Origin of the sequence: Mesorhizobium sp. BR-1-1-10 (assembly GCF_020165595.1) — a bacterium.
Taxonomy (GTDB): domain Bacteria; phylum Pseudomonadota; class Alphaproteobacteria; order Rhizobiales; family Rhizobiaceae; genus Mesorhizobium; species Mesorhizobium australicum.
This window is the reverse complement of record NZ_JAIUIL010000010.1, coordinates 208,017-230,007: the sequence shown is the minus strand read 5'-3', so window position 1 is coordinate 230,007 and position 21,991 is coordinate 208,017. Positions and strand designations below refer to the sequence as shown.

Annotated in this window: 21 protein-coding genes; 7 read left to right on the top strand and 14 right to left on the bottom strand. The window is 62.9% G+C overall.

What is annotated here, in order from left to right:
- Positions 1-49: 49 nt before the first annotated feature.
- Positions 50-664, top strand: a complete 615-nt coding sequence (locus LB555_RS22460; protein ID WP_224683785.1) for a TetR/AcrR family transcriptional regulator — start codon at positions 50-52, stop codon at positions 662-664.
- 383 nt (positions 665-1,047) lie between these two features.
- Here the strand turns inward: LB555_RS22460 and LB555_RS22455 are convergent, their stop codons facing one another.
- The gene (locus LB555_RS22455) at positions 1,048-2,010 is read right to left on the bottom strand and encodes a LysR family transcriptional regulator (protein ID WP_224683784.1); all 963 of its coding nucleotides are present in this window, start codon (positions 2,008-2,010) and stop codon (positions 1,048-1,050) included.
- A 107-nt stretch (positions 2,011-2,117) separates the two neighbouring features.
- Between LB555_RS22455 and LB555_RS22450 the strand changes: the two genes are divergently transcribed.
- On the top strand, positions 2,118-2,753 hold the full coding sequence (locus LB555_RS22450; RefSeq protein WP_015316231.1) for an FMN-dependent NADH-azoreductase: 636 nt from the start codon (positions 2,118-2,120) through the stop codon (positions 2,751-2,753).
- Positions 2,754-2,807: 54 nt separating this feature from the next.
- Here LB555_RS22450 and LB555_RS22445 read toward each other — a convergent pair whose 3' ends face one another.
- Positions 2,808-3,107: an AzlD family protein gene (locus LB555_RS22445; RefSeq protein WP_015316230.1), complete on the bottom strand. Its 300-nt coding sequence runs from the start codon at positions 3,105-3,107 to the stop codon at positions 2,808-2,810.
- Positions 3,104-3,838: an AzlC family ABC transporter permease gene (locus tag LB555_RS22440; RefSeq protein WP_224683783.1), complete on the bottom strand. Its 735-nt coding sequence runs from the start codon at positions 3,836-3,838 to the stop codon at positions 3,104-3,106. Before LB555_RS22440 ends, LB555_RS22445 begins: the two co-directional genes overlap by 4 nt.
- 171 nt (positions 3,839-4,009) lie before the next feature.
- Here LB555_RS22440 and LB555_RS22435 point away from each other — a divergent pair, with 171 nt between their 5' ends.
- Both LB555_RS22435 and LB555_RS22430 read left to right on the top strand, forming a co-directional pair.
- A complete protein-coding gene (locus LB555_RS22435) occupies positions 4,010-4,468 on the top strand; it encodes an Lrp/AsnC family transcriptional regulator (RefSeq protein WP_224683782.1) in 459 nt (152 codons plus the stop codon).
- Positions 4,469-4,643: 175 nt separating this feature from the next.
- The gene (locus LB555_RS22430; RefSeq protein ID WP_015316227.1) at positions 4,644-5,846 is read left to right on the top strand and encodes an MFS transporter; all 1,203 of its coding nucleotides are present in this window, start codon (positions 4,644-4,646) and stop codon (positions 5,844-5,846) included.
- A gap of 80 nt (positions 5,847-5,926) precedes the next feature.
- Here LB555_RS22430 and LB555_RS22425 read toward each other — a convergent pair whose 3' ends face one another.
- Complete coding sequence (locus tag LB555_RS22425) at positions 5,927-7,927, bottom strand: putative bifunctional diguanylate cyclase/phosphodiesterase (RefSeq protein ID WP_051041256.1); 2,001 nt, start codon at positions 7,925-7,927, stop codon at positions 5,927-5,929.
- A 285-nt stretch (positions 7,928-8,212) separates the two neighbouring features.
- Between LB555_RS22425 and LB555_RS22420 the strand changes: the two genes are divergently transcribed.
- Positions 8,213-9,247 (top strand): class I SAM-dependent methyltransferase, encoded by a 1,035-nt coding sequence (locus LB555_RS22420; protein ID WP_224683781.1) that lies wholly within the window; start codon positions 8,213-8,215, stop codon positions 9,245-9,247.
- 113 nt (positions 9,248-9,360) lie between these two features.
- On the opposite strand, the gene LB555_RS22415 is transcribed toward LB555_RS22420, so the two are convergent.
- From LB555_RS22415 to LB555_RS22385, 7 genes are all read right to left on the bottom strand, one after another.
- Positions 9,361-9,651, bottom strand: coding sequence for an HlyU family transcriptional regulator (locus LB555_RS22415; protein ID WP_140617800.1), 291 nt, complete (start codon positions 9,649-9,651; stop codon positions 9,361-9,363).
- A 44-nt stretch (positions 9,652-9,695) separates the two neighbouring features.
- On the bottom strand, positions 9,696-10,337 hold the full coding sequence (locus tag LB555_RS22410) for a TetR/AcrR family transcriptional regulator (RefSeq protein ID WP_224683779.1): 642 nt from the start codon (positions 10,335-10,337) through the stop codon (positions 9,696-9,698).
- 366 nt (positions 10,338-10,703) lie between these two features.
- On the bottom strand, positions 10,704-11,402 hold the full coding sequence (locus tag LB555_RS22405) for a PadR family transcriptional regulator (protein ID WP_015316222.1): 699 nt from the start codon (positions 11,400-11,402) through the stop codon (positions 10,704-10,706).
- A gap of 144 nt (positions 11,403-11,546) precedes the next feature.
- A complete protein-coding gene (locus tag LB555_RS22400; RefSeq protein ID WP_015316221.1) occupies positions 11,547-11,927 on the bottom strand; it encodes a thiol-disulfide oxidoreductase DCC family protein in 381 nt (126 codons plus the stop codon).
- Between the two features lie 3 nt (positions 11,928-11,930).
- Positions 11,931-12,989, bottom strand: coding sequence for a DMT family transporter (locus LB555_RS22395; protein ID WP_224683777.1), 1,059 nt, complete (start codon positions 12,987-12,989; stop codon positions 11,931-11,933).
- 3 nt (positions 12,990-12,992) lie between these two features.
- On the bottom strand, positions 12,993-13,274 hold the full coding sequence (locus LB555_RS22390) for a DUF333 domain-containing protein (protein ID WP_140721910.1): 282 nt from the start codon (positions 13,272-13,274) through the stop codon (positions 12,993-12,995).
- Positions 13,271-13,564 carry a GYD domain-containing protein gene (locus LB555_RS22385; protein WP_224683775.1) on the bottom strand — a complete coding sequence of 98 codons (294 nt, stop codon included), beginning with the start codon at positions 13,562-13,564 and terminating at the stop codon, positions 13,271-13,273. The genes LB555_RS22390 and LB555_RS22385 overlap by 4 nt, the downstream gene beginning before the upstream one ends.
- Positions 13,565-13,912: 348 nt before the next feature.
- Here LB555_RS22385 and LB555_RS22380 point away from each other — a divergent pair, with 348 nt between their 5' ends.
- Positions 13,913-14,971 carry a TauD/TfdA family dioxygenase gene (locus LB555_RS22380; protein ID WP_224683773.1) on the top strand — a complete coding sequence of 353 codons (1,059 nt, stop codon included), beginning with the start codon at positions 13,913-13,915 and terminating at the stop codon, positions 14,969-14,971.
- A 59-nt stretch (positions 14,972-15,030) separates the two neighbouring features.
- Here LB555_RS22380 and rpoD read toward each other — a convergent pair whose 3' ends face one another.
- The 3 genes from rpoD to LB555_RS22365 all read right to left on the bottom strand — a co-directional run bounded on the left by rpoD (position 15,031) and on the right by LB555_RS22365 (position 19,929).
- Positions 15,031-17,055, bottom strand: coding sequence for an RNA polymerase sigma factor RpoD (gene rpoD, locus LB555_RS22375; protein ID WP_140713786.1), 2,025 nt, complete (start codon positions 17,053-17,055; stop codon positions 15,031-15,033).
- 427 nt (positions 17,056-17,482) lie between these two features.
- Positions 17,483-19,417, bottom strand: a complete 1,935-nt coding sequence (gene dnaG / locus LB555_RS22370; protein ID WP_224683771.1) for a DNA primase — start codon at positions 19,415-19,417, stop codon at positions 17,483-17,485.
- Positions 19,418-19,560: 143 nt separating this feature from the next.
- Positions 19,561-19,929 carry an RcnB family protein gene (locus LB555_RS22365; RefSeq protein WP_015316215.1) on the bottom strand — a complete coding sequence of 123 codons (369 nt, stop codon included), beginning with the start codon at positions 19,927-19,929 and terminating at the stop codon, positions 19,561-19,563.
- Between the two features lie 379 nt (positions 19,930-20,308).
- Between LB555_RS22365 and LB555_RS22360 the strand changes: the two genes are divergently transcribed.
- Positions 20,309-21,973, top strand: a complete 1,665-nt coding sequence (locus LB555_RS22360) for a Na/Pi cotransporter family protein (RefSeq protein ID WP_224683769.1) — start codon at positions 20,309-20,311, stop codon at positions 21,971-21,973.
- The last annotated feature ends 18 nt before the right edge of the window (positions 21,974-21,991 follow it).

The following is a 21,991-nucleotide window of genomic DNA, read 5'->3' as shown; positions in this document are numbered from 1 at the left end:
ATCGTCCACGCGATCCGGCCGGTTCGCTTCATCAATTCTGGAGACATGCATGAACCGTCCAGTTCGAACACGAACTGATCCCGACGAGATGCGCGCGCGCATCCTGGCTGTGGCGGACGAGCAGTTTCGCCGCCTCGGCACCCATAAGACATCGGTGGCTGATATCGCCTCCGAACTCGGCATGAGCACGGCAAACGTCTATCGTTTCTTCCCCTCCAAGGGTGCGATCATCGAGTCCGTCTGCGGGCGGGTCGTCAACGAGGTCGCCGGGATCGCCTCTGCGATCGCATGCACGAGCGCGCCGGCCCCGGAGAAACTCGACCAACTCCTGACCGCGATGCACCATCACAGCAAGACCACACTGGTCAAGGAAAGGCGCATGCACGAGGTGATTGTCGCCGCCATGCAAAACAACTGCGCGATCATCAAGGCGCATACCGAGCGGGTGGTAACGATCCTCGAAGCGATTATCCGCGAGGGCATCCAAACACGGGAATTCAAGGTCGAAGATCCAGTGGAAGCAGCGCGCGCGGTCAAGACCGCCTTCACGCCGTTTTTCCACCCGATTCTGATCGAGCACCGCCTTCGACACGGCGAAGATGACGAAGCTGGCCTGCGCGAGCAGATTCGCTTTATCCTGAAAGGTTTGGGAAAGTCCGACTGAGGCGCGTGCCGTTGGTCCGGCAGGGCTTAGCGATGGGAGGCGACCAGAAGATGGAGGTCGACACATTGGTTTCGCGACGACCAGCAAAGTGGAAGGACATTATCGCGACCGGCTGTGAAGCGTGGAGTTCCCCAACAGTCTCCGAAAGGCAGGTGATCGTGTCCTTGTACGCAGCGGAGAATGCAATGGCGAGGCAACCGAAACCGTCCAATCCCGTTGTGGCTGGCTCACCCACCTTGCGGGCTCACATTTGGGATGGACACATGAAAAGGACCTATGAAAAACCGACACTGCGCAAATGCGGAAAATTGACCGCCCGTACGGCGCAGCTCGTGGTTTCCGGGGTGACGCAGATCGAATGATTTTCGGCTGAGTTCCAGGATTCAGCCGCCGGCGTTCGCATCACCGTCGGTGTCCGGCTCCTCTTCGGGCACCTCGCCCGGCTCGAACTCGTTGAAGCAGCCGAGCCCGCGCTTGAACCGGTCGATCAACCAGGCCGCCGCCGGCTTTGAACTGCGATCGTTGCGGTGCATGGCAAACAGGGGCGAACTCACTTCCTTGTAGGGTTCGAGGTCGAGTTCCACCAGGCGGCCGCTGGCCAGGTCGTCGGCGATCAGCCAGCGCGGCAGCCCGCCCCAGCCGAGCCCCTCGCGCATCAGTATGTGCTTGGTGCGCATGTCGGTCAGTCGCCACGTGCGGTAGGCGAAGACGCCGTAATCGCGTCCCTTGGTGCGCTCGGACTGGTCGATCACGACAAGCTGCGTATGCTCGCGCACATCCTCGAGCGCCACCGGCTTCGGCAGCAGGGCCAGCGGATGATTGGGCGCTGCCGCCGGCACCAGCGACATGAAGCCGATGCGCACGAGATGCACGTCGACATCGCCTAGCAGACCGCCAATGCCGAGATCGGCCTGTCCGCTGACGACAAGATCGGGGATGAGACCGAGCGTGCCGATATACAGGCGCAGCATCACGGTCGGAAACCGCGCCTCGAATGCCTTGAGCACCCGCACCAGCACGGGGGAAGGCAATGATACGTCTACCGCCAGCGCCACCTCGGCCTCCAGCCCGTGATGGTGCCCGTCGACGCGCGAGCGCATGCGCTGCAGCACGCCAATCATGCGCCGCGCGTCTTCCAGCATCGCCCGGCCGATCTCGGTCAGTTGCGGCTCGCGCGTGCCCTCGCGCTCGAAAAGCTTCAGCCCGAGCTGCGCCTCGAGATTGGCGATACCGTAGCTGATGACGGATTGCGCGCGGTTGAGCTTGCGGCCGGCTGCCGAGAAACTGCCGGTATCGGCAACGGCGACAAGGATTTGGAGCTGGTCGAGGGTCGGGTTGGGCTGCATCGTTGTATCTACTTTATGGATGGATCGTATCGAAAATATACCAGTTTATCTGATTGGTCGATGCCCCATATATGGCGGGACAATTCATCCCACTGGAGAGACCCGCTATGTCCATTCTTCTCGTCACCTCGAGCCCGCGCGGCGCTGCCTCGCACTCGACCCGCATCGCCACCGAGTTCGCCCAGAAGCTTCTCGCCGCTGACCCGTCGAACACGCTGGTCGTGCGCGACCTCGTCGCCAACCCGCTGCCGCATATCGATGCCGACTATGCGACCGGCATCTACACGCCGGCCGATGCCCGCACCCCGCGCCAGGCCGAAGTGGTCGGCGTTTCCGATGTCGTGCTTGACGAACTGTTCGCCGCCGACACGGTGATCCTGGCCACCGGTTTCATCAACTTCAACATCTCCTCGACGTTGAAGTCCTGGGTCGATCACGTCGCCCGCTCCGGCAAGAGCTTTGCCTATGGCGAGAACGGCCCCAAGGGTCTCGTCACCGGCAAGAAGGTCTACATCGTGCTGGCCTCCGGCGGCATCTATTCCGAAGGTGCGGCCGTGCAGTTCGATCACGCCGTCCCCTACCTGCGCAGCGTGCTCGGTTTTATCGGCATGACCGATGTCGACGTCATCCGCATCGAGGGCGTCTCCAAGGGACCTGACGCGGTGGATGCCGCGCTCGCCAAGGCTACGGCCACGGTCGATGCATTGGTTGCCGCCAGCCGTGATGTCGCGGCTGCAGCGTAAGACTCTCGGTCCATGGTTTGTCAAAGGCAGGCGTTCGCGCCTGCTTTTTTCGTTCTAGCCGATCAGATGCCTCAACAGGCTGGCCGAAGCGACCCCGATCAGCACGGTTGGCAGCATGGAAAGCCGTGTCGCGGCGACCAAGGTGATGGCCAATGCCGCGAGATCGGCGGGATTGCGCGACACGAAGGCCGGCGCGATGACAGAGATCAGCACGCAGCCGGGTGCTGCCTCCATCACTGCCGTGGCGCGGGGACTGAGCACGCGGTTGCGCAGCACGACATAGCCGCCGATCCGCGTCAGATAGGTGACGCCGGCCATCAGCACGATGGTGAGAAGGGTCGCTGCGTCGATCATGCATCACCCGCCATCAGCCAGGCCGCGGCCAGCCCCGACACCGCGCCGGCCGCGACATACCAGGCGCCGGGAACGAAGAGGTAGACCAGCGCCGCGACGGCCAGGCTGACAAGCCAGGGCCGCGCCGCCGCGACGCCCTTCCACATGCCGCGCATCAGCACCAGGAAGACGGCCGGAAACGCCATGTCGAAACCGTAGATCTCGACATGGCCCAGCATCGGGCCGAGCAAGGCGCCCAGCGTGGTGAAGGCTACCCAGGTCAGATACATCGCCAGCGCGGCACCCATGTAATAGCGCGGGCTGAAGGCCGGTGCGACACCGGCGGCGGCGCGCTGTTTGGCGTCGGCCAGGCCCAGCGCCCAGCTTTCGTCGCATAGGAAGAACAGCGCCGGAAACACCTTGCGCCGCGGCAGGTCGCGCAGGAACGGCGCGAGCGCCGCTCCCATCAACAGATGGCGGCTGTTGACCAGGAAGGTGATGGCGACGATGAGCAGGATGTGCGGCGGCGACATCCACAGCTGGACCGCCGCGAATTCCGAGCCGCCGGCGAAGTTCAGCCCCGTCATCATGGACAACTCGACCGTGCTCAGCCCTTTCTGCACGGCCTGGGCGCCAAGCACCAGCGCATAGGGGATGGTGCCGAGCAGCACCGGCGCGCAGGATGCCACGCCACGGCGAAACTCCGATCCCGAACCATTGCCGACCGTCTCGACTGCCTGTGAAATGCTCATACCCTGCCATTCGGCGGCCCCACAGCCGCCCTGCCCTGCGTTTGAAAATCCCGTGGTGTCAGGGGCAAAACATACCTACAGCTCTTCGCAATTTGCTTGCGAATATTGTTGTCTTTCGTCAGATTTTGGCATCCACTGTTACGAAGCCGCAGGAAAATGGAATTCAACGCCATGAAGCTTGACGACATCGACAAACGCATCCTGCGGGCTTTGCAGCGAGACGGCCGCATGCCCAACAATGATCTGGCCAATGAGGTCGGCCTGTCGCCCTCGCCTTGCCTGCGGCGCGTCAAGCTCCTGGAGGAAGCCGGTATCATCGACCGCTATGTCGCCGTGATCAATCCGGCCAGCATCGGCAAGGGCCTCACCTTCTTCACCCGCATCTGGCTGAAGGCACAGGACGAGGACACGATCGAACATTTCGCCACCGAGGTCGCCAAGCTGCCGCAAGTGATGGAGTGCTATCTCATGCTCGGCGACTGCGACGCCATGGTGCGTGTCGTGGCCGCCGGCATCGATGACTACCGGCGCTTCCAGTCGGAGCATCTCAGCCGCATCAAGGGCGTGCAGAACGTCAAGACCGACGTACCGAGCCAGACGATCAAATACACATCGGAACTGCCGATCTAGGACAAGCCAGCGCAAATCCAAGGGTCTGTATCCGTCAAAGCCCTAACGTCCAGACTGGATAAAAAATGCAACCGGATTGTAGGATGGGCGCTGGTGCCGGCGTCCTTCGGACGCAAGGGCACGGCGAAGCTGGACCGTGCCACCACAAGACCGCGTTCCGGCATGGGAGAAAACCATGAACCATTCCTACCGTTGGGTCATCGTCGCGGCTGGCGCGCTGATGTCCTGTGTCGCCATCGGCACGATGTTTTCGCTGGCGATCTTTCTCGAACCCATGGCGCTCGATACCAATTGGTCGCGCGCGGGCATTTCGAGCGCCATGACACTCAATTTCCTGGTGATGGGCCTTGGCGGTTTCGCCTGGGGTGCCCTGTCCGACCGGTTCGGCGCCCGTATCGTCGTCACGATCGGCGCCGTGCTGCTCGGGCTGGCGTTGGTGCTGGCAAGCCGCGCCGGTTCGCTTCTCACCTTCCAGATCACCTATGGCGTGCTCGTCGGGCTCGCGGCCAGCGCCTTCTTCGCGCCGATGATCGCGCTGACGTCAGGCTGGTTCGACACCAATCGCGGACTGGCCGTATCGCTGGTCTCGGCCGGCATGGGCGTGGCGCCGATGACGATCTCGCCGCTCGCCCGCTGGCTGATCTCCGCCTACGAATGGCGTAGCGCCATGTTCGACATCGGCATTCTGGCCTGGGTGCTTCTGCTGCCCGCCGTGCTTCTGGTGCGCCAGCCGCCGAAGCCTGTCGCCTCGGGTGCCGCCGCATCACGAGCCGCCGAAGGCGCCGGCCTCACGGTCGGCCAGGCGCTGCGCTCGCCGCAATTCATCGTGCTGGGGCTGACCTTCTTCGCCTGCTGCGCGGCTCATTCCGGCCCGATCTTCCACATGGTCAGCTACGCCATGCTGTGCGGCGTCGCCCCGATGGCCGCTGTCTCGATCTACAGTGTCGAGGGTCTGGCAGGCCTCGGCGGCAGGCTGCTCTACGGCGTGCTGGCCGACCGGCTCGGGGTGAAGCCGGTGCTGATCGCCGGGCTGGCGATCCAGGCGATCGTCATTGCCGCCTATCTCTCGATCAGCCAGCTCGACCAGTTCTATATGCTGGCCGTCATCTTTGGCGCCACCTATGGCGGCGTCATGCCGCTCTACGCGGTGCTGGCGCGCGAATATTTCGGCCAGCGCATCCTCGGCACCGTATTCGGCGCCGCCACCATGCTCTCCAGCCTCGGCATGGCGCTGGGGCCGCTTGCCGGCGGCATGATCTTCGACGCCTATGCCAGCTACCATTGGCTGTTCATCGGCTCGGCGCTTATCGGCCTGGGTGCCGCGGGCATAGCGATCGCCTTCCCGCCGCTGCCACGCAGGGCGTTGCAGACGGCATAGGCTTCTCCGCGCTGCAATCGTCGCCAGAGGGCAGACGGGCTTGACGGGCGATGGCCGGTCAAGCCACGCCTATCTCGCGGTCACGCCGACTTGAGAACCGTGAACGGCCGCTTTTGAATGGCCCGCTTGGTCTGGAAATTCGCGGCCGGAGCGGGACGGCCGACGTGAAAGCCCTGGACCTTGTCTATGCCGAATTGGCGCATGAGGACCATCTGCTCTTCGGTCTCCACCCCTTCGACCAGAATCTTGTGGCCGCGATTTCTGACCAGCGCGATGATGTCCTGCAGCATTGCCATGCCCTTAGGGGTGCCGCAGTCGTGAAGAAACGAGCGGTCGATCTTGACCGTATCGAAGTCGATGAGACGAAGCCATGAAAGGCCGGCGAAGCCCGTCCCGAAATCATCGAGCCAGATCCTGATCCCGAGCAGCTTCAGGTCGCTGATGCAGCGCAGGATGTCGGAATGCATCTCCATCTCCAGCCCCTCGGTGATCTCGAAGGCCAGCCTGTTTCCGGTCACGCCGGTCTCGCCCAGAATGGTCGCGACCGACGTCGCGAAGCCAGGCGTCTTGAGCTGGATCGGCGAGACGTTGACGCTGACGACGCGCACGTGATCCTGCGCCAGGAGTTCGGCGCACACCGTCCTTATTGCCCAGCGCCCGAGCTCGAGGATGGCGCCGGTTCGTTCCGCGACGGGAATGAACAGGCTCGGCGGAACCAGGGTGCCGTCGAGCATCTTGAGGCGCATCAGCGCCTCCACGGCCTCGAACCCGCCCGACGCGACGTCCTGGATGGGTTGGTAGACGAGCGAAACGAGGTCCTGGCCAATGGCGATCTTCAGCAATGCCGCCAGGTTCTCGCTCTCGTCGCTGCTCTGGGGATCGGTCGGATCGAACAGCCGGGCACAGTTTCGGCCGCTGGCTTTTGCAAGATAGAGCGCTCGATCGGCCTCGTGGATGATCTTCTCCAGCTTGGCGGCGGTCTGCTTCCTGGTGAACGCCGCGCCCACGCTCGCCGTCACGATCGAGATGCCATCCCGGCGCAACTCATGCGCGATCGCCAGGTTCTCGATCGTGCGGCAAATGGCTTCCGCCAGATCCGCGACCTCGCCCTTCTTGTCCATGCGGGCCAGGACGATGAATTCCTCGCCGCCATAGCGGCCGATGGAGCCATCATGTTGCTTGATCAGGTCGCTGAGCGCATCGGCGACCTGGATCAGGCAACGGTCGCCTTCCTGATGGCCATAGCAATCGTTGAACTTCTTGAAGAAGTCGACATCGATGAGGATCGCCGCGAAACCGTGGCCAAGCTTTTGCCAGTCGTTCCAATAGTCGCGCAGTTTTTCGTCGATGGCGCGCCGGTTCTCCAGCCCGGTCAGCGGATCCGTCCGCGACAGCCTGAGCAGGGCCTTGCCGCGCTCGGTCGCCTCCTTGTGCTGGATCTTGGCTTCCAGCGCGTTCAGGAAGACGTTGTAGCGTTCTTCGTTCAGCTTCCAGTTAACATAGGACGTGAATGTGAAGCACGAAACGTAGAAAGTGCCGAAGACCATCTTGTATATCAGCGTAGCGGGTAAAAAGTAGTTCACCACATACAAGATGCACAAAATTATCGTCGACGTTATGATCGAGACCTTGAAGCGGAATGTGAAGAAGAGATTGGCACTCATCATGAAAATGGTGCCAAAGACCATATAATAGGCGACGCTTTCCTTGTTCGCGCCCATGGACGCGGGGCAAAGCCAGCCGATATAGCCAAAGATGATGGCCGCGGCGCAGGTTACGTCAAGCCAGTCGGTGGCGGCTCCCCTGCGAAGCTGTGCTTCCAGGACCAACAGTGCAGTCAGTCCGACAGCGAAGCGGGCCGTGATTGTAAGGGCGGCCACGTCGGGTATCAGCAGCAGATCCGATACCGAAAACAAGACGTAGATGACGACGGCGATCCAGAGGCCTGGCCTGGCTTCCTTCCTTCGCTTCGCCTGGGCTTCCGTGCGGTAAAGGGTTCGAAGTTCGGCCGCCCCCAGTTCCTGGCGCGGCGGTTCCGCATCCACCGCATCGGCCACTGCGGATGACGCGCGTTCGTTCACGACAAATCCCGACTGAAGGACATTTCGCGTTCCGAACTCTTTTCCAGCTTCTGCCCCCAACGCAGACCGACTCCTTGGCGCGACACGACTTGCCGCGCGATCAAATGCAATGACGCAGGACAAGTTTCCGTTAACTCGAACCCGGAATCCCGCCCTCAAAAACCCCAAAGAATTGATATGGTTAGCGGGAAATTAATCATATCGATAGAATGCAACGGAGCCGCCGTTGGCAAATCGAGTATTCTACGCAATAAGTTAACTGACTGTTAACTATGGAGCCTTGGTGTGCAAACTGTCTTTGACGGCCAGAGTCTGATTACTGCTGAAGCGATCGCCGGTGGTCTCCGTCGAGGAAAGCCCGAGCATCATGGCGAAGCGTTCGAAACCGCTCGCGCGGAGCTGGCGCTCATCCTCCACGCCACACAGCAACAGGTCGAGCAGCAAAAATTTCCCGCCGAGATCGTCCGCCGCCTGCTGTCGCTTCTCAACGCGCTGCGCGCCAAGGTCCATCCCGACGTTTGGCAGGCCTTGATACCGGTGGCGCAGAACCACCCGATCCAGAGGTACTTTCTGGAGGATCCGCTGACACATTGGTCCTTCACCAAGCCCAGGGGTTATTCCGGCGACGCGCAGTTGCTCGACTACATCTATTGCGACCCGCATGTTGCCGAGAGCGTCGCAAGCGCCTCGGAGGTCGGCAAGGCGCTTTACAGCCACACCCAGAACGTTCCGTCATGCGTCGCCGCACGCGAGCGCCGCGATCTGCTGACCCGCTATGTCGATGAAACCGCGGCCAGGAACGGGCCCGAAACGGAAGTCCTGGCGATCGCTGCCGGCCATCTGCGCGAGGCGAACCGTTCGGCCGCATTGGCCGAGGGCGGCCTCAAGCGCTGGGTCGCGCTCGACCAGGATCCCCAGAGCGTCGGACTGATCGCGCGCGACTTCCAGGGCACCGCGGTCGAGGCCATCGACGGCTCGGTGCGCACTGTGCTCACCAGAGGCCACAAGCTCGGCAAGTTCGACCTCATCTATGCCTCCGGCCTTTACGACTACCTCCAGCACAACGTCGCCGTGAAACTCACCAAGACCTGCCTGCAGATGCTGAAGCCGAACGGGACCTTCCTGTTCGCCAACTACGCCGAGGGCACTCCTGACGCCGGCTACCGGGAAACATTCATGGACTGGGTGCTGCTGCTGCGGTCGGAGGTCGACATGTGGAACATCATCAACGCCAGCGTCGACCGCAACGCAGTCGACGCGCAGGTCTACTTCGGCGAGAACCGCAACGTGCTTTACGGCGTCATCCACAAGCGTGGATAATATCCGTCTGGATGCAAACCGGCTGACGTAAGACCTCGAGCGCTTCGACCGCGGTGCTCGAGGGTTTCGGTCCTCTTACGCGCACCCCAGGCTCGCTTCGGGAACGGCATGCCCTAGCCGAAAATCCGCTCGCCCTGTTCGTCGACGAGCTGGATGCCTTTCTTGATCGAGATGTCGACGGCGTCGTCCAGCCCGGCGAAACGGTCGGCGCGGATGAATTTGTGCTCCTTCACCACGCCGTCGACTTCCTTGGAGACGACGCCGCAGGTCTGGTACTGGCCATCAGCCTTGTAGGGCGTGGCGCTGATCGTGAAGCCCTTGTGCTCGACCTGCTTGGCCGGTGCGGCACTGCCGGGCTCGGCCGCTTCGCCGCCACCGCCGAAAAGACGCTTCAGAAAAGACATCGCTCAAATCTCCCTGTCGCCGGCGATCGCGGTTCGCGTGCGATTCACGACGTTGTCCCTCCAGCATGCGCGAATGTGCCGCCGCGTTCCAGTCCCCTGATGAAGACGGAGACCAGGAGCTCGATCTGCTGGCCGATCTCATCGGTCTTGCGGCGGTCGGACCTGGCCGCATAGCCGCTGGTGACGATGCCATGTACGCTTGACCAGAGGGTTCGCGCGGCGATCCGGCGCGTGTCCTCGTCGAGATCGAAGCCGCCATCGGCAAGCACGCTGGCGATGATCTCGAACAGCTGGTCGAGACGCGCCTCGTAGACGTCGGGCTCGGTCAGCACCGGACGCCGCCTGTTGAAGGCAAGCAGCGCCGGCCAGCTGCCGGGATGCGCCTCGACGAAACGAACATAGGCGCCTGCTAGTGCCATCAGCCGTTGGCGCACGTCGGTGATGCCACGCCTGGCAAGCTCGGCCATCGCCGCGGCGCCCGCGATCCCCAGCCGGTCGAGCAGGCGCATGTTGACGGCGCGGTGCACCCCGTCCAGATCGGAAAACAGGTTGTAGACCGAGCCGACCGAGATGCCCGCCTGTTCGGCAATGGTCCTGGCCTTCAGATTGTCCATGCCGCCCTCGTTGAGCAGCGCTTCGGCAATGGCCAGCACCCGCTCGCCCGTCTCTTCCTTGTCGAGTGCCATGCTTTCCTTCTGAATGAGCGCGCCTTGCAGATGACCTGCTGTTTTCGACCCGACGCCGCTTCGTTTACCACATCCAGGTTATCGTGAACAGTGTTCAAAAGGTCTTGAACGAGGTTCATTCCTGCTATCGGCTACTGGGCCATCGGCATCCTGCTGCTCACCGGCAGCCTCGTGAATCTAGTCAAGTACCGCACCGACGAGCGCATCTCCGCCGGGACCGCCAAGATCGAGAAGGCGCGCACGAGAAGCTGATCAGTGAATATGTCGGCAAGGAATGATGCCGACCTGCCCTGACGAGAAAAGCCCGGATCTCCCCGGGCTTTTTGTTGAGCTTTCGCGCTTCAGGAGACGCGCCGCATCGTGGGCTCAGCGATGTGTCAGCGCTTCCAGCGCTTCGGCGGCGGCTTCCAGAATGGCGATCGCTTCGGCCTGCTTTTCGGCCGGGGCATCGACGATCTCGCCGAGTGCCGCGCGCAGCCGGTGGCGGATGGCGCGGAATTCGTCGCGCGTTTCGGAGCGCTCGCCACGTCCACCCCGGCCGCCGCGACGATCCTCGCCGTCGTCGTTCCAGCCGAACCAGTCGCGCGCCTTGGCCATCTTGCGGCCGAACCGCTCGAGATGATCGAGCACGCCGTCGATCATCTCGCGATTGTCGGCCAGATGCGCCTGCCCGGCCTCGGTGATCGAGAACACCTTCTTGTTGCCTTCGCTCGACGACACGGCATAGCCAGCCTCTTCCAGGAAGGTCAGCGTCGGGTAGACCACGCCCGGGCTCGGGGTGTAGATGCCGCTGGTGCGCTCTTCCAGCGCCTTGATGATGTCGTAGCCGTGACGCGGCGCCTCGGCCAGCAGCGACAGCGTGATCAGCTTGAGGTCGCCGTCGGCCAGCATGCGCCCGGCGCGAAAGAAGTCGCCAGGTCCACCGCGGCCGCCGCCGCCCCTGCCCCCGAACGGACCGAAGCCGCCGCCCCCCCTACCACCGAACTTGCCGGCCATGTGCATGAACATGCGCTCGCCGAAATGATGACGGTCGGAATGATTGTGCCCAAAATTGTGCTTGTGCATTGATTGCTCCTTGAGTTCTATCTCACGATATATCTTAATTAGGAACACCCTGTCGGTGAGTCAAGATATATCTTACGATGTATCTGAACCAAGGGGTGGCGTCGAGGCGTCAGGCGCGGCAGGAATGGATGGTGTGTGAATGGGCTACCAGCGGCCCTTGCGCCGATTCCAGCCGTACAGCAGATCGGCGAAGCGATCGTAGGCAATGCGGGTCGGCGGCAGCATGAGCCGATTGCCGAACAGGCGCGCCAGCCATCCCTCGCCAGGCGTTGTCAGCCAGACCGCGATCGCCACGTCTGCACCGACCAGCAGCCTGCCCTGGGCGTCGGTCGCATGCAACCGGCGGCGGATGTCCTCCAGCGCGATGCCACGCGACGACAGCGCATCTGGCTCCAGGTTGATGTCGCGGAATTCGATCCGACCGGCCTTGACCGCCTCGACCAGCCGCCGCTTCTGCCGACCGATGCCGGCATCGCAGACGGGGCAGCGCGTGTTGTACCAGACGGTCAGCACGGGCCTGGACATGTGTCAGCCGTGATCGTGCCGGTGGTGCAGATCGGGATAATGCGGATGCTTGTGGCGCAGCGGCGCATGCCGGTGCAAGTGCGAATGCGGCTCCGTCACCGGCCCGTCATGATGATGCTGGTGGTGCTCGTCATGCACATGGCTGTGCTCATGCTCCAGCGCCTGGTGCTCATGCTCGTGATCGAGGCGTTCCGACAGATGCAACCAGAGCCCGACGCCCATCAGCAACCCTGCAATCGCCAGCTTCAGCGTCACGGCATCGCCGAGCATGACGATGGCCAGCAAGGCACCGATGAACGGCGCCAGCGAATAATAGGCTCCGGTGCGCGCCGTTCCGAGATGGCGCAACGCAAGGATGAACATCACCAGGCTGACGCCGATGCCGAAGAAACCGACAGCCGCCGCCGAGGCGACAATCGGCGCGGCGGGAAGCGAGGCGCCGCCGATCAATGCCAGGCCGACATTGACGGTACCGGCCACGAGCCCCTTCAGCATGGCGATCACCACCGGGTCTGTGGCCGATATTCGGCGCGTGAAATTGTTGTCCAGTCCCCATGCCAGGCACGCCCCCGCGACCAGCAACGCGCCAAGGTTGAAAGTGACGCCATTACCTTGCCACGAAAGCAAAACAGCGCCAGTGAGAATGGCAAAGGCACCGAAAAGCAGGTGCCGGTCGACATTTTCGCGATAGACGAGCCAGGCGATCGCCATCGTTGCCAGCCCTTCGAGGTTGAGCAGCAATGCCGAACTGGATGCCGTGTTGAGGATGAGGCCGAACATCAGCAGGACCGGTCCAACAATGCCGCCCATGCCGATGGCCAGTGCAAGCCATGGAATATCCTCGGCGGCCAGTCGCGCCTCGCCGGCATTGGCTTGCCGGTCGCGCAACAGGCGATAGAGGGCAAGGCCAAGGCCCGCGCCGAGATATAGCAGGCCCGCAAGCATGAACGGATTGACGCTGTCGAGCAGCAGCTTGGACAGGGGCGGCGTCGCGCCGAACAAGACGGCAGAGCCGAGGGCAAGCGGTACGCCAGGCCAAAGATGCGAATGGGAATGGGTCATGGCTTACCCTATCATGGTGGCACGCCATGTCATCGACCACACCGCCAGGCACGGTTTGCGAGATCGCCCAACGGAAGTCCGCGCCTCAGTTCCGATGCATGACGGCCCGACGCGTCTGTTGTCGCGAAACAGCGCCCACTCTTCACAGAGGCGCCCGTTGGGCAGGTGGCAAAACCCGTTGCCGGCCTTGTCCTTCTTGATTGTCAGGCGTCCGTCAATCGCCGCGCAATGGACCGATGCGGGATTGGCCGTGCCGACCTGTTTGCGCAAGGCGGATACTATCATCCAAGCGACGAGATGATCTCGCGGTAAGCGAGCTCCGGGAAAGCCTTCATCGTCTGCGACCTGATATTGCCGCCCGCGGCCAGCATCAGCGCGAAACGCGCCAGCACCGCATCGTCGGGCGCCTCGACCACCGCCACCATATCGAATTCGCCCATGGTCAGGTAGAACGACTTGAACGATCCTCCCATCTCGCCCAGTTGCTTCCTGACGGCGTCGAGGCGCTTGGGCGAGTCGCGCACGTTCTTGGCACCGTGCTCGGTCCAGTTCATCAGCATGATGTAGGTCGTCATGGTAGGCCTCTCTCCGGGGCCGCGGAGCACGGCACTCAGGCCATTGGTTTGTCGACATGGCCTCGACCGGGGCTGGCTTCCGGGGTTGTCGCCCGAAAATGCATCCGACGCCGGAGTATCCTCCCGCTGCCGACGTCCTGCAAGCGCTACCGCGCGGGAACCCAATGCCGAGTGAGTGCGACCTCACGCCAGCCGACGCAACAAAGGCGCTCGCAGGCATCAACCGCAAATCAGCCGGCGGCGGTCAGGTAAAGCCGGTTTAAAAACCCGCCTGATTGCGGCAATCTCCGTCGTGGCCCCCAGGCCGGCAATACCCCATCCGGGCCAACCCAGCCGCAGGAGAGCTTCATGCGCGAGACATCAGAGCTGCCGCCGGAACAGATCGAAATTCCCGCCGCCTGGATCGGCGAGGACATGGCGAAGCATCCTGAAAAATGGCTGGTCGACCTGGAGCCAGAGGACGTCGCGGAGTTGGAAGCTGCCGCAACCGGCTTTCTCGCCGGCTCGCACGATATCGGCAGTCTGACCAAGGCTCATTTCCCCTTGCCCCGGCTTGCCGGCCACCTTGCCGCGCTTCGCGAAAAACTGATTGCCGGAATTGGCTTCGAGGTGCTGCGCGGTCTCCCGGTCGAGAGATATTCCGCCGAGATGACGGCAACGATCTTCCGCGGGGTTGGCGCCCATCTGGGAAGCGCTCGGTCCCAGAATGCCCAGGGCCATATACTCGGCCATGTCCGCGACATCGGCGCCGACGCCAGGGACCCCAGGACACGCATCTACCAGACGTCGGAACGCCAGACATTTCACACCGATTCGGCCGATGTCGTCGGCCTGCTCTGCCTGCGCGATGCCATGCAGGGCGGCGAGTCCCTGCTGGTGAGCACGGTGACGATCTACAACGAGATGCGCAAGAGACGGCCCGATCTGGTTCCCCTGCTGTTCGATCCGATTGCCACCGACCGGCGCGGCGAGATCCCGGAAGGCGAAAAGCCCTACTTCGAAATCCCGGTGCTCAACTGGCATGCCGGACTGCTGACCGGCATCTATCAGCGTCAGTACATCGACAGCGCGCAGCGCTTCCCCGATGCCATGCGCCTCACTCCAGCCCATGTCGAGGCGCTGGATCTTTTCGACAGCCTTGCCAATGATGTCAGGCTGAACCTGTCTATGCGGCTCCAGCCCGGCGACATGCAGTTTGTCTACAATCATTCGCTGCTTCACGATCGCATGGGCTTTCGCGATTGGCCGGATCCCGACAAGCAGCGCCATATGCTGCGCCTGTGGCTGTCGGTCCCCGGCGACCGTCCGCTGCCGGACTGCTTCCGGCAGCGCTATGGCTCGATAGAGATCGGCAACCGGGGCGGCATCACCGTCAAGGGCGCGCGGCTGAACGTGCCGTTGCTTTGACGCCCGAAACGAAAAAGGGCGCCGATCGGCGCCCTTAACTGTTCGCGACAAAAATGAACTCAGCTATCGAGGAAGCTGCGCAGCTTGCGCGAGCGGCTCGGGTGCTTGAGCTTGCGCAGCGCCTTGGCTTCGATCTGGCGGATACGCTCGCGGGTGACCGAGAACTGCTGGCCGACCTCTTCCAGCGTGTGGTCGGTGTTCATGCCGATGCCGAAGCGCATGCGCAACACGCGCTCCTCGCGCGGGGTGAGCGAAGCCAGAACGCGCGTGGTGGTCTCGCGCAGATTGGCCTGGATCGCCGCGTCGATCGGCAGGATCGCCATCTTGTCCTCGATGAAATCGCCCAGATGCGAATCCTCCTCGTCGCCCACAGGCGTTTCGAGCGAGATCGGCTCCTTGGCGATCTTCAAGACCTTGCGCACTTTTTCGAGCGGCATGGCGAGCTTCTCGGCCAGTTCCTCCGGCGTCGGCTCGCGGCCGATCTCGTGCAACATCTGGCGCGAGGTGCGCACGATCTTGTTGATCGTCTCGATCATGTGCACCGGAATGCGGATGGTGCGCGCCTGGTCGGCGATCGAACGCGTGATCGCCTGCCTGATCCACCATGTCGCGTAGGTCGAGAACTTGTAGCCGCGGCGGTACTCGAATTTGTCGACGGCCTTCATCAGGCCGATATTGCCTTCCTGGATCAGGTCGAGGAACTGCAGGCCACGATTGGTGTATTTCTTGGCGATGGAGATGACGAGGCGCAGATTGGCCTCGACCATTTCCTTCTTGGCGATCGCGGCTTCGCGCTCGCCCTTCTGCACCTGGTTGACGATCTTTCGGAATTCCAGGATCGAAATGGCCGTTTCCGTGGCCAGATTCTGGATCTCGGCGCGCAAATCCTTGATCGCGTCCTTCTCGTTCTTGGTGAATTCCTTCCAGCCGCGCGAGGTCAGGTTGGCGATCGAACGCGTCCAGTTGGGGTCGAGTTCCGAGCCCTGATATTCCTTCAGGAATTCCTCGCGGCGCACGCCATAGCTTTCGGCCAGGCGCAACAGCTTGCCCTCGTTCTGCACCAGCCGCTTGTTGATGTCGTAGAGCTGCTCGACCAGCGCCTCGATACGCGCCGTGTTGAGCGACAGCGACTTCACCGCCTTGATCAGCTGGTCCTTCAGCTCCTTCAGCCGGCGGTCCTGGGAGGGCGACAGCGTGCCGGCGGCGGCCAGACGGTTCTCGACCTGCTGGTCCTGCAGCTTCCTGAGCTTCTTGTAAGTGTCGGCGATGACGTCGAGCGTCTCCATCACCTGAGGGCGGAGTTCCGCTTCCATCGCCGCCAGCGACAGGCTCGCCTCGTCCTCGTCTTCCTCGTCATCATCGCCGATGCCGCGCGTGTCGGCGCCGACATTGGTGATGTCGTCTTCGTCATCGCGTCCGCGACGCGACTTTTCCTCGACCTTGGGTGCTTCCTCGACGCGTTCGACCACCGGCGCCTGCTTGGCTTCGGGGCCGGCATAGGTGGCTTCGAGGTCGATGATCTCGCGCAGCAGGATCTTGGATTCGTTGAGCTCGTCGCGCCAGATGATGATGGCCTGGAAGGTCAGCGGGCTTTCGCACAGGCCCGCAATCATCGTCTCGCGCCCGGCCTCGATGCGCTTGGCGATGGCGATTTCGCCTTCGCGCGACAGAAGCTCGACCGAGCCCATCTCGCGCAAATACATGCGCACCGGATCGTCGGTGCGGTCGGTCGGCTCTTTCTTGGTGGTGGTGGCGGCGACCGCGGTGCCGGTCTGCTCGGCCAGCTCGTTGGCGTCTTCCTCGGCATCGGCGGCGGTGTCGCCGGCCTCGGCCTCTTCGCCCTGTTCGTCATCCTCGACGACGTTGATGCCCATGTCGGACAGCATCGCCATCGTGTCCTCGATCTGCTCGGAGGTCACTTCCTCGGAAGGCAGCACCGAATTCAGCTCGTCCATGGTGACATAGCCGCGCTTCTTGGCGGCCTTGATCATCTTCTTGACAGCATCATCGGAAAGGTCGAGCAGAGGCCCATCGGTGGCGCCTTCGCGTTCGGTCTCGACCTCTTCCTTTTCCTTTGTCGCCATAGTCTTTATCTTCTCCTAGCGGCCGGCCATCGGGGCCGCGTAAGCTGTCGGACCAGTCAAATCGGATACGCCCGTTTTTCTAAACGCGCCTTACCCGGCCCACAAACTGCATCCACTCTTTTGTTTGGTGCATGCCGTTGCCCCAAAACCGGGTTTCACTCTTGGGCGGCATACATTAAGTCCAGATTAACCCTGATATCTGTGGCAGGCGGGCCGCCTGTCCAGTGACCAAGTACCTTGCATCGCTTGTTTCCCGTCGACGCGGGTGCGGGTTAACGTTTCGAATCGTCCTGATTCCGTCATTCTGTCCGAAGGTCAAGCGCCTCTGGCATGATTCGCATGAAAAAAGCGAATCAATTACCCGACTTAGCGCACCGCGCCCCCAAGGGGAGCGCGGCCGCGCCTTCATTCCTGCACTCAGCTGCACTTAGGCTCGCCCAGCCCTGCCCGACGAAACGCCAAATCCTTCGATCAGCGCTTCCGTCGCTTGTACATCCTGAAACTGCGCCTGAATTTCGATCAGATGGCGGAAATTTTCGTCCGAAGGGTCCGCCTCCAGCGCCGCTTCCGCCTGTTTCAGTTCCTTATGTAAGGTGCGCGCGCTGCGCTGCAAGTGCAACGCCTGGTTCAGGGCGTCGCGGGCATCCTCGAGCGCCGCCGTCTCCAGCGCCGGCCATTGCCGCGCCCGCTTGATCAGGCCGACGGCGCGCTCCCAGATCTCGGCGCAGCCGGCGCGCTCGATCGTCGCCACCACGGCGTGGCGGTCGTTGGCCATGTCATGCGCCATCGCGTCGAGGATGGCGGCATGCAGCCGGGTCAGATCGGAATTGGCGAGATCGAGGAACTCGACATGAGCGAAGTTCTCGTCGATCAGCGCCGGATGGTTGATCAAGGCGACGATGATCGTCGCCTCGCGCACCGACATCCCTTCGCTGCCGCGCTTGACCAGCGCCGACTGGCCGAGGCTTTCGGTGATCGCCATGCGGCCGCCGCCAGGCTTGGCGAATTGGCCACCGGGTGCGGCTGCCTTGCCCTGCCCCGGTTTCCAGTCCTGGCGGCCTTGGCGCGCATTGCGCTGGGAGCCGAAGAAGCTCTGCACCCGTTCGCGCATTTCCTGCTGGTAGTGGTAGCGCGTGCTTTCGTCGCGGATGCGGCTGCTGAGTTCCCGCAGCGTCTGTCCCAATTCCGCCCGCCGCTCCGGCGTGTCGAAGACGCCGCCCGCCGTCTCCCGCATCCACAGGAGGTCGACCAGCGGCCGCGCATCGGCCAGCACGGCGCGGAAGGCATCCGGCCCCTCGGCCTTGATCAGGTCGTCGGGATCCTTGCCTTCCGGCAGCAGCGCGAAGCGCGCCGAGCGTCCGGCCTGTACCGACGGAAGCGCCATGTCGGCGGCCCGCCACGCCGCCTTCAGCCCGGCCTTGTCGCCGTCGAAGCACAGCATCGGCTCCGGCGCCATGCGCCACAACAATTCGAGCTGGTTTTCGGTAAGCGCGGTGCCGAGCGGCGCCACGACATTGTCGAAGCCGGCCTGCGCCAACGCGATCACGTCCATGTAGCCCTCGACGGCGATGACCGTACCGCCTTTCGCCAATGCCTTGCGGGCGCGGGCGAAATTGTAGAGGACATTGCCCTTGTGGAAGAGCTCGGTGTCGGGCGAGTTCATGTATTTGGCGAGCGCGTCGGGCGCCAGCGCGCGGCCACCGAAGGCGATGATCTTGCCGCGCGAATCCGGGATCGGAAACATGATGCGGTCGCGGAACCAGTCATAGGAGACCGGGATATCGTCGCCATGGCGCACCAGCCCGCAGGCCTCGATATCGGCCTTCGGCACGCCCTTGGCCGCCAGATGTTCCTTCAGCGCATTGCGGCTGTCGGGCGCGAAGCCGAGCCGGAACGACTGCTGCGTCGCGGGCGTCAGCCCACGGTCGCGCAGATAGGCGCGGGCTTTGGCGCCTTCAGGCCCTTGCAGGCGCTCCTGGAAGAAGACGGTCGCCATTTCCATGACGTCGGTCAGGCTGGCGCGTTCCTTCTCGCGCCGTTCTTCCTGCGCATCGCGAACCGGCATCGGCACGCCGGCCATGTCGGCGATCTTCTCGACCGCCTCGGGAAAGCTCAGTCCCTCGAGTTCGGTGAGGAACTTGAAATGGTCGCCCGAGACCGAGCAGCCGAAACAGTGGTAACGCCCCTTCTTGTCCTCGCAGTGGAAAGACGGGCTCTTTTCGCCATGAAACGGGCAGCACGCCCAATAATCGCCACGCGAGGCATTGGTCTTCTTGCGATCCCACGCGACGCGCAGGCCGATAACCGATGAAATCGGCACGCGGTCGCGGATCTCGTCGAGAAAGGCGGGTGGAAAGCGCATTAGGGAACTCGTTTCCCCACCATATAATCATGCCCGCGATTTCAGACGACCCCTAATGCGGACGATGCCCGGTTTCCACAGGCCAGATAGAAAGGCGGCCATTGCGGACCGCCTTTCTTTTTCAGTCCGACACCAGTCGGAACTCACTGCGCGGCAAGCGCACCGAAGATGACGCCGGAGAGGATGCCGACCAGCACATAGTCGTTGCCGACGCGGATCCACTCCTGGCCGCGGCCGGGACGGTGCAGGCCGTAGCGGCCATAGTCGCGGATCGGCCGGTGCTGCCTCCAGCCGGAATATTTCTGGCCATTGCGCCAGTTGTTCCGCTTCACCACGACCTTCTTCTTGAACACACGCTTTTTCATATCCCTGTGGTCGCCGGGCCTCTGCCAATCGACCTTGGTGTAGTTCGACTGCGGCGCGACCGGAGCGTTCATCGGCGCTGCCTGGCCGGTGAGCGAGGTGGCGGCCAGCATCGAGAAAGCCAGAGCGGAAAGAACAATGCGTTTCATCGGAAGTCTCCTTGGTTGCCGATGCCAGAGGAATAGCGGCCAGGGGATGAACCGAAACTGAACGCCAGCATTACAATTGTGTAATGAATCCCGCCGCTTATCCAGAAGATTTGAACATCATCGCAAGCAGTGGCGCCCACACCCTCGCAGGTCCGGCCGATCCACGGCTCAAGCCCGTGCAACCATTTGCGGGCCAGTCCATTTTCCGACACCGGCCGTCGCCTCGCGGCGAGCCCTTGAAATCGACAAATTTTTATTACCCGGCTAAAATATTCCGGCTATATTCCAAGGCTGCCATGACCATGATTCGTACCCTCGCTTTAACCACCGGTCGCCATGCTGCCCGCCGCGCGCGCCATGCCGCCATGCAGGCGCCGCGATGAGCGGCTCGGTCGTCCTTCTGCACCTGGCCGGCGCGGTGGCGCTGATGCTGTTTGCCACCCGCATGGTCAAGACCGGCGTCGAACGGGCCTATGGCGACGTGCTGCGTCATCGCCTGCGCGCCACCATGCGCAATCCGATCATGGCGGTGCTGGCCGGCACCGGCCTTGCGATCGCGCTGCAAAGCTCCACCGCCGTCACCTTGCTGGTCGGCTCCTTCGCCGGTTCAGGCATCGTCTCGGGCGCCGCCGGTCAGTTGGCCGTGCGTGGCGCCGAGATCGGCTCGGCTCTGGTGGTCAAGCTGCTGACCTTCGACCTCACGCTGCTGGTGCCGCTCTGCCTCATTGCCGGCACGGTGATGTTCATGGCCACGGAGCGGCGCGACTGGCGCCAGACCGGCCGCATCCTGGTCGGCATCGGCCTCCTGATCCTGTCCCTCGAAATGATCGGCCAGGCGTCCGAGCCGCTGCGCAACAGCCAGCTGCTGCCGGTCATCCTCAATTACTTCTCCACCGATTCCATCACCGCGTACCTGCTGGCGGCAATGATCACCTGGCTGTTCCAGTCGAGCATCGCGGCGGTGCTGTTGATGGCGACGCTGGCCGGCCGTGGGCTGATCAGCCCTGAACTCGGCCTTGTCCTCATCCTCGGCGTCAATCTCGGTTCGTCGCTGATCGCGCCGATGCTGACACGCTCGGCCAGTCCCGAAGTGCGCGTCGTGCCGGTCGGCAACCTTTTGATGCGCGGGCTGGGTTCGCTGGTCATGCTGATCCTGTTCATGATCTTCCGGCCGCATGTTGCCTTCCTCGGCCCGACGGCGGCCGATCAGATCGTCAACGCCCATATCCTGTTCAACGTGGTCATCCTGCTCGCCGGCCTGCCGCTGGCCGGTCTGGTCTACCGAACCTCCGAAAGGATCGTGGCGCTCGGCGCCAAGCCGGCGCCGGCCGCTGCGCTCGACGTCGTCGAACTGTCGGCGCTCAACGAAAGCGCGATCGATGTGCCGAGCCAGGCCCTGGCCAACGCCACACGCGAGGTGGTGCGTGTCTGCGAGACGGTCGAGATCATGCTCAAGCGCATCATCGAACTCTACGAGGACGCAGAATCGGACAAGATCAAGGCGCTGGCGGCCCTCGACGACCGTGTCGACCGCAGGCACGCGGCCATAAAGCTCTACCTCGCCAAGGTCACCAGGAATCCGATGACCGAAGACGAGGCGCTGCGCTGCCAGGAGCTGATCGGCGCCTGCGTCAAGCTCGAGCAGGTCGGCGACATCATCGTGCGCAACATGCTGGTGCATGTGAAGAAGAAATTCGACCGCGGGCTGGAATTCACCGACGAAGGCTGGAGCGAATTGTGCGCCTTCCATGGCTCGGTGTTGGCCAATGCCCGGCTCGCCTTCAACGTCCTGGTCTCGCGCGATCCCGAAACCGCGCGCCAGCTCGTGCTGGAAAAGGACCGGCTGCGCGACCGCGAGAAGGAAACCAGCGCCAGCCATTTTATGCGCCTGCGCGAAGGCACCGCCAAAAGCGTCGAAACCAGCTCGATCCACCTCGACACCATCCGCGACCTGAAGCAGATCAACTCGCTGCTGGCCTCGATGGCCTACCCGGTTCTGGAAGAGCGCGGCCTGCTCACGGGATCGCGGCTGAAGGCGAGCTGACTGGCGGAAGCTTCCTGC

Coding starts and splice junctions, on each gene's coding strand:
- rpoD (WP_140713786.1), bottom strand. CDS start 17,055: ATGGCGACAAAGGAAAAGGAAGAGGTCGAGACCGAACGCGAAGGCGCC.
- LB555_RS22400 (WP_015316221.1), bottom strand. CDS start 11,927: ATGTCCAGGCCCGTGCTGACCGTCTGGTACAACACGCGCTGCCCCGTC.
- LB555_RS22365 (WP_015316215.1), bottom strand. CDS start 19,929: ATGAAACGCATTGTTCTTTCCGCTCTGGCTTTCTCGATGCTGGCCGCC.
- LB555_RS22410 (WP_224683779.1), bottom strand. CDS start 10,337: ATGGCACTCGACAAGGAAGAGACGGGCGAGCGGGTGCTGGCCATTGCC.
- dnaG (WP_224683771.1), bottom strand. CDS start 19,417: ATGCGCTTTCCACCCGCCTTTCTCGACGAGATCCGCGACCGCGTGCCG.
- LB555_RS22440 (WP_224683783.1), bottom strand. CDS start 3,838: ATGAGCATTTCACAGGCAGTCGAGACGGTCGGCAATGGTTCGGGATCG.
- LB555_RS22460 (WP_224683785.1), top strand. CDS start 50: ATGAACCGTCCAGTTCGAACACGAACTGATCCCGACGAGATGCGCGCG.
- LB555_RS22455 (WP_224683784.1), bottom strand. CDS start 2,010: ATGCAGCCCAACCCGACCCTCGACCAGCTCCAAATCCTTGTCGCCGTT.
- LB555_RS22405 (WP_015316222.1), bottom strand. CDS start 11,402: ATGCACAAGCACAATTTTGGGCACAATCATTCCGACCGTCATCATTTC.
- LB555_RS22385 (WP_224683775.1), bottom strand. CDS start 13,564: ATGACGACCTACATCATGCTGATGAACTGGACCGAGCACGGTGCCAAG.
- LB555_RS22435 (WP_224683782.1), top strand. CDS start 4,010: ATGAAGCTTGACGACATCGACAAACGCATCCTGCGGGCTTTGCAGCGA.
- LB555_RS22415 (WP_140617800.1), bottom strand. CDS start 9,651: ATGTCTTTTCTGAAGCGTCTTTTCGGCGGTGGCGGCGAAGCGGCCGAG.
- LB555_RS22395 (WP_224683777.1), bottom strand. CDS start 12,989: ATGACCCATTCCCATTCGCATCTTTGGCCTGGCGTACCGCTTGCCCTC.
- LB555_RS22430 (WP_015316227.1), top strand. CDS start 4,644: ATGAACCATTCCTACCGTTGGGTCATCGTCGCGGCTGGCGCGCTGATG.
- LB555_RS22450 (WP_015316231.1), top strand. CDS start 2,118: ATGTCCATTCTTCTCGTCACCTCGAGCCCGCGCGGCGCTGCCTCGCAC.
- LB555_RS22445 (WP_015316230.1), bottom strand. CDS start 3,107: ATGATCGACGCAGCGACCCTTCTCACCATCGTGCTGATGGCCGGCGTC.
- LB555_RS22360 (WP_224683769.1), top strand. CDS start 20,309: ATGAGCGGCTCGGTCGTCCTTCTGCACCTGGCCGGCGCGGTGGCGCTG.
- LB555_RS22380 (WP_224683773.1), top strand. CDS start 13,913: ATGCGCGAGACATCAGAGCTGCCGCCGGAACAGATCGAAATTCCCGCC.
- LB555_RS22390 (WP_140721910.1), bottom strand. CDS start 13,274: ATGATAGTATCCGCCTTGCGCAAACAGGTCGGCACGGCCAATCCCGCA.